3 protein-coding genes are annotated in these 3,427 nt (G+C 56.4%); 2 read left to right on the forward strand and 1 reads right to left on the reverse strand.

The genetic code is table 11. The annotated features are described in order from the left end of the window. Positions 1–238 precede the first annotated feature (238 nt). Entirely contained in the window at positions 239–1,246 is a 1,008-nt protein-coding gene (locus tag L8F97_RS22335) for a class 1 fructose-bisphosphatase (RefSeq protein WP_242154928.1), read from the forward strand. Between the two features lie 20 nt (positions 1,247–1,266). Here L8F97_RS22335 and L8F97_RS23115 read toward each other — a convergent pair whose 3' ends face one another. Further along, positions 1,267–1,782: a transposase gene (locus L8F97_RS23115; RefSeq protein ID WP_409929088.1), complete on the reverse strand. Its 516-nt coding sequence runs from the start codon at positions 1,780–1,782 to the stop codon at positions 1,267–1,269. Positions 1,783–2,106: 324 nt separating this feature from the next. Here L8F97_RS23115 and L8F97_RS22340 point away from each other — a divergent pair, with 324 nt between their 5' ends. Further along, positions 2,107–3,093 carry an SGNH/GDSL hydrolase family protein gene (locus L8F97_RS22340; RefSeq protein WP_242154930.1) on the forward strand — a complete coding sequence of 329 codons (987 nt, stop codon included), beginning with the start codon at positions 2,107–2,109 and terminating at the stop codon, positions 3,091–3,093. The last annotated feature ends 334 nt before the right edge of the window (positions 3,094–3,427 follow it).

Raw genomic sequence — 3,427 nt, forward strand, 5'->3', positions numbered from 1 at the left:
TCGGAAACCGCTCTAGTGCGACGGCTCGGATGCAGAATGGAACATGCTGTCGGCACAGGCGGCCGAGTTCGGGACGATCACCCCGCTCAACGAAGCTAAACCATCCTGAAGACGCACAAGGTGTTGGGCGACAGTTTAGGGCGGAAAGCTTTGGATACGAATTAAGCTCCGCGACCGTTAGTGGTCGTACGACACTCGCGATACGAGCCCTCCAATTTCTTTATAAGGTAGCAGATCCATGAAACGTAAGACGCTGACACAGTTCCTAATTGAACAGCAGCGCGAGGCGGGCACCTTGCAGCCTCAGCTACGCTTGTTGATCGAAGTCGTCGCGCGGTCGTGCAAGGCAATCAGTCACTCGATCAGCAAAGGCGCGTTGGGCGATGTGCTCGGTAGCCTCGATAGCGAGAACGTTCAGGGCGAGGTCCAGAAGAAGCTGGACGTGATCGCGAATGAGATGTTGCTTGAGGCGAATGAGTGGGGTGGACACCTTGCTGCTATGGCATCGGAGGAGATGGAGACGATCCACCTTGTTCCCAATCGCTATCCCCAAGGCGAGTACCTGCTGTTGTTCGATCCGATTGATGGATCGAGCAACATCGACGTTGATCTGTCGGTTGGCACGATCTTCTCTGTCCTTCGTGCGCCGAAGCGCGTTGAAGCTCAGGACGTGACGGAAGCGGACTTTCTGCAGAAAGGCGAGTGTCAGGTCGCAGCAGGATACGCCGTCTACGGTCCACAAACTATTCTCGTACTGACGCTTGGCGCAGGGGTGCACGAGTTCACACTTGATCGTGAGGTCGGATCATGGGTGATGACCGACACCAACATGATGATCCCAATGGGCAAACGCGAATTCGCGATCAACATGTCGAACGCTCGGCAGTGGTCACCCGAAGTGACGCGCTTCATCAATGATCGAATTGCAGGAGACGCGGGCGACCTCGGCGTGGATTATAACATGCGTTGGACAGGATCCATGGTCGCGGATGTGCACCGCATCCTTAAGCGTGGTGGAGTTTTTTTGTACCCGCGTGATGCCCGTAAAGCGGGCAAGGTAGGCAAGCTGCGATTGATGTACGAAGGCAACCCGATGGCCATGCTAATCGAGCAGGCAGGCGGCGCCGCAACGGATGGCGAAACCAGGATCATGATCATCGAACCCAGCGCCCTGCATCAGCGGGTCGGAGTGATCATGGGCGATCCGACTGAGGTTGAAGCGGCCACAGGGCCGAACTCGAACTAGTGTCCCCAAAAACACGCGCACTATTTTGACGACTTAAGATGGACGAACTGCGGAAGATGGGGAGGCGAGCGGACAGCGAATGTCGCTTTGTGATGACGTGGGCGGCTCTCCAACCCTCCCGCAGAATGATCTGGGGGAGAGCGTCGGAACGCGCCCAGCAACGCTCGGGCCCGGTGTGTCTCGAACGATTTCACGTGGACCGAGCGAAACCAGCCCGTGCGCATGATCTGCGCCAATCCCTCCGCGTCATTCGCATCTGTCTTATTGAGCTGCATCTTCAACGCCGCTCGGGCGTGGTGCGCATCAAGACATACAACGTCCAAGCCCCGAGATCGGAGCTCATGTACCAACCAGGTCGTCATCGGGCCGGTCTCAATCCCTAGCCGGACATCTTTACCCGCATGCTGGCAAAGGGTCGCCTCTATTTGCTCCGGAGTCGAAAGGCACTGCCCCCGCCACAAACGGGTCCTGGCCTCGTCAACAATACAAACGGCCGTTATCTTCTGTGATACATCCAATCCCACAAATTGCGCCATGTGGCCTCCGATGATCAGAGCAAACCGGGCTCTCGCCCGCACCGCGACACTATCAGCTAAGCCAGCGCGCGATTACCGGATGTCCACACAGGGTCGTTGCTGCCGTCGCAAAGCTGCCAGTCGACTGCGCGCTCCTGCGGATGTTGAAGTAGCCGACCGAGAGCTCAAACTGGCTACGTACCTGTGGCTTATCCGAGCAGGTTACCACCGCACGACACCCGTTTCACATTGGGTTGATCCAGCTTTTTCGGGATACATCGAACAACGTTGCAGGGGGCATATAAAGGCGTTAAGCATGATCATTCTCGGGGGGGGGGGTATTTGATGCGTCGCTTGAAATGGCTCGGGGCTGCCGTTGTCGCAGCGACACTCATCATACCAACGGTATCGACAGCGGCATCCTACGACCGACTTTACGTTTTTGGGGACAGCCTCGTCGACAGCGGCAATGCCGCCACGCAGGTGCCAGGCTCAGCACCATCTTCAGGGCGCTTCACCAATGGTCTGAACTTCGCCGATGACCTGTCGCTAGCACTCGGTTTTGGGCTCTCCACCGCCTATCTTCAAGGCGGCACCAACTATGCAGTTGGTGGGTCCACTGTGGCTACGTTCTATCCGAACCAAGTGCCACCCGATCTCGGCTATCAGATCAGCGGCTATTACGAGCCGTCAACGACCGGCGCCGTCAGCCCGCCTGCGCGGCGCACCGCCATAGACACAAACAGCCTTGTTCTCGTCACAGCCGGCGGCAATGACATCCGTGATTATGGTCGTCCTGGTGCGCCTTCGATATCCGATACGGTCAGTGCATTTCAAACCGATCTGACAAGACTGGTGACGGACGGGGCGCGGAACATTATCGTGGTTGGCCTGCCGGATGTCGGTCAAATTCCGAGTGTCTACGGAACCGCTAGGCAAGATAGTGCAACGCAAGCGTCGGCTTACCTGAACCTACAATATGCCGCAATTGTTGGCGGTATTCAGCAGACGTTGGGCGCATCGGGTTCGATCCGAATGTTCGACCTTGCTGGCCTTCAGACCACAATCCAGAATCACCCCACCGCCTACGGGCTTGATCCGGCGCTGGTCCACAGCAGCTGTGTGGGAACCGGAGGGCTTGCAAACAACTGCGCCGGTTATCTCTATTATGACGGCATTCACCCGACCGCCTACGTCCACAGCCTGATCGCGGATGGAATTGTCGCCAGCGTACCTGAACCCTCCACTTGGCTGACTATGATAATAGGCTTTGCTCTAATCGGCGCTTCGTTGCGACGCCGTGGCCGAACGTCAATAGCGGCTATCGCCTAGGCGTTTGAAATACGTCTGATGGTGCAATCCCTCGCTACGATTGAATAAAGCTGTGAGGGGTGTCGCAATTACTAGATGCGCCAATCCAACAGAAACTGATTGGTTGCAGCTTACACGTCCTTATCGTTTGATGAATGAACGACGGGATACTGAACAAGCTAATCAAGCATAAGCGGCCGAGTTTGGATCATGTGACGGAGGACAGGGAAGGGCAGCTATCCTACGATCGCTGATCAAGACCGGACGTTCCGCAGTCGCCCAACCCCAGTCGTTTAGAGACTGCTCAGATTCCACATTGGACACTAAGGTAATTGGCATGCTTTAACGTGTAGTT

Origin of the sequence: Sphingomonas sp. BAUL-RG-20F-R05-02 (assembly GCF_022662305.1) — a bacterium.
In the GTDB taxonomy this organism is placed as follows: domain Bacteria; phylum Pseudomonadota; class Alphaproteobacteria; order Sphingomonadales; family Sphingomonadaceae; genus Sphingomonas.

Bases quoted from the DNA above. Each gene is read 5' to 3' on its own strand.
- L8F97_RS22340 (WP_242154930.1), top strand. From the start codon at position 2,107: ATGCGTCGCTTGAAATGGCTCGGGGCTGCCGTTGTCGCAGCGACACTC.
- L8F97_RS22335 (WP_242154928.1), top strand. From the start codon at position 239: ATGAAACGTAAGACGCTGACACAGTTCCTAATTGAACAGCAGCGCGAG.
- L8F97_RS23115 (WP_409929088.1), bottom strand. From the start codon at position 1,782: ATGGCGCAATTTGTGGGATTGGATGTATCACAGAAGATAACGGCCGTT.